Source organism: Bacteroides sp. An269 (assembly GCF_002159755.1).
GTDB lineage: Bacteria > Bacteroidota > Bacteroidia > Bacteroidales > Bacteroidaceae > Phocaeicola > Phocaeicola intestinalis.
The window spans coordinates 1-2,443 of record NZ_NFJG01000211.1; the positions used below are offsets into that span (position 1 = coordinate 1).

A 2,443-nucleotide genomic window follows, 5' to 3' on the forward strand; every position below is an offset into this window, starting at 1 on the left:
ACCATCTTGGTGGTGTACTGAACGGGATACCATTTCTTCGGTTCGTCCGGTTCTGACGGGTTGATGCGTTGTACCGCTTTCAAAAAAATGCTCATTGTCGTTTGTTTTTAGGGGTTTATAATGGTTTAGCAGAGAACGGCGTTAGTCCGTTATCCCGGCTTGTTATGAACTTACTTTACCTCTTGTGCCTTTTTATAATTTGCATAGCGAGCATTTAGAGTGTCTCGCCATTCTTGACTTGGGCAAGAGTTTATTAATTGAATGTACCTATCATCATCAACACAAACGGACTCTACAAGTCTTAGTAAGCTCCACTGCAAATCATAAAAAGCATTTTCAGGGAAGATTTGTACCAGCACCATAGCTTCATCGAATGATATAGGGAGTTGTATTTGCTCTAATAAAGCATCATAAGTGTTTACCAATTCATCAATGCTATCAGAATCATTGATACTTTCATTAGGCATACGACCTAAATCTTTCAACTGTAAAATTTCATTTCTCATATCGTGTACTCTAATTGTTCATAATGGTTAGAAAGGAGCATCGTTAGATGCTATCTTTCGTTGTTAGATATTTATTGCCCTTTCCCGTTTGGGAACATGGAACAAAAGTCGCCTTTATAATTCGATTATTACAGTTAAATGGTACATAAGCCACTTTACTATCAATACTTAACGTGTCGTTTAGCTGTTTCAAATGGGAGGGTTCATTTCGTAATAAGACTTCCAATTTTGAAAAGTCCACAGAACTGTATATCGGATAGAAACCGGAAAAACATGTAGGCGTTATGTAAGCAATTTGACTTTCATAGTCAAAGAATAAGAAACGGTTTCCGTCTGCCACATTATCATACACGGCAAAGCAATCAAACTTTTTTACTCCATTGATTGCATAGCTTTGCACGAAGTCAATGTTACTATCATCTACCGCTTTCAATTCAAAAACAACACGCTTTTTACCTTGTTGATTAAAACACAGCCTATATAGAATTTCAAATTCTGTTTCTTCTGTTTCTATATAAAGGGTATCTTGTTCAGTCAAAGAACTATACTTGGCTGGATTTTGTTCCACATAGCCGTTTTTCGCTATAACACAGCAAAGTGGGAAAAGGAGCAAACTATATAATACAAATATTCTCATGTCTTTATATCTAATGGGTTGGTGAGGAACAGCGTTAAGCTGTTGGCTCGACCTTGTTAACATTCAATTTATAAAGCTATTAGTTTATTACAGTAAAATAGAACAGTACGATTCCAAGTATCAATCCTCCTAATATTCCACCAACAAGATAAAACATCCACATGGGATAATGGAATTCGAGATCAATATATGGAATAGGTTTTTTCTTAATATACCTGCTCCATAACCAGATTATCATCTTTCCCCATTGTTCTATTTCTATCATATTGTAATATATTAATGTTAATGGTTTAGCAGGGAACGGCTTGTCCGTTATCCTGCTTCGTTAACATCATATTTTATTCCCATTCCAGTGTACCATATCGTATGGATAATATGGCAACCCTTTCAGGCTGCTATCATCTAGCCCCAAGACTTTGACCAATGCACCGCTTTCAAAACACCAATAACCGTCATGGTTGATACCATATTTATGGTCGTTGTGCCAAGATAAATCAGAATGACCCCGATACCATTCTTTTTTGAGGTATTTTTCCAATCGTTTTACAGCTTCTGCCTTATCTTGTTCTGCCAACTCTGTAACAGTGATAGCAGCTTGATAGGGTGACGGATATAATGCTTTGTTTGTAGTCCTTTTCCAATCTGGGAATCTGTATCTAATCAAGGTGTCATAAATATAGTCTTTTGCTTCTCTATCTTTTATCAGTTGCACCAAACTCTGTATTAGGTCATCTTCATAATCCAACATGATACCTATTGACAAAAGCCACAACATTTCAATATAAAATCCGTTATCCGTCCAAAATCTCGGCATCGTTTTGATGACTTCCACATAATTATTTTTCAGATTATCAATATCCTGTCCCATAGAATACTGTACCAATAAATAACGAAGCCTATAATTGAACAAAGAATCGTAACCTATATGTTTTCCTGAAAGATGCATTTGTTCATAATAACTAATATCTTCATCATACATTTTCAGTTGCTTCGAATACTGTTCTTCGGTAAAAAGTTTATCTCTTGTTTCCATATATGGTACACTGTTTTTGATGTTAATGTATTGATAACAACACCTGTCAGGCATCGGACATTCCGCTAACCTACACCATGCAGGGCGTATATCTGACCTCCATGCCCCCAAAGGTACGAAAAGAATCGGAGAAACAAACCGAATGGTTTGGAAAAGTCGCGAAAGAATTTTCGGGAGGGAGGAAAAGGATGCCGGAGGGCATAAAAAAGCCTGAACGGGTCAGGCTTTAATCAGCGAATAGATGAAGCGGAGCTTGCGGGAGAGTTC

The 2,443-nt window shown here is 37.0% G+C and carries 4 protein-coding genes; all 4 read right to left on the minus strand.

Features of this window, described 5'->3' with window-relative positions:
• Positions 1-170 precede the first annotated feature (170 nt).
• Complete coding sequence (locus B5F71_RS19230) at positions 171-506, minus strand: hypothetical protein (RefSeq protein ID WP_087213549.1); 336 nt, start codon at positions 504-506, stop codon at positions 171-173.
• 43 nt (positions 507-549) lie between these two features.
• Positions 550-1,143 carry a hypothetical protein gene (locus B5F71_RS19235; protein WP_087213552.1) on the minus strand — a complete coding sequence of 198 codons (594 nt, stop codon included), beginning with the start codon at positions 1,141-1,143 and terminating at the stop codon, positions 550-552.
• A 79-nt stretch (positions 1,144-1,222) separates the two neighbouring features.
• On the minus strand, positions 1,223-1,408 hold the full coding sequence (locus B5F71_RS19240) for a hypothetical protein (RefSeq protein ID WP_087213555.1): 186 nt from the start codon (positions 1,406-1,408) through the stop codon (positions 1,223-1,225).
• A 66-nt stretch (positions 1,409-1,474) separates the two neighbouring features.
• A complete protein-coding gene (locus B5F71_RS19245; protein ID WP_087213559.1) occupies positions 1,475-2,176 on the minus strand; it encodes a PoNe immunity protein domain-containing protein in 702 nt (233 codons plus the stop codon).
• Positions 2,177-2,443: the final 267 nt, after the last annotated feature.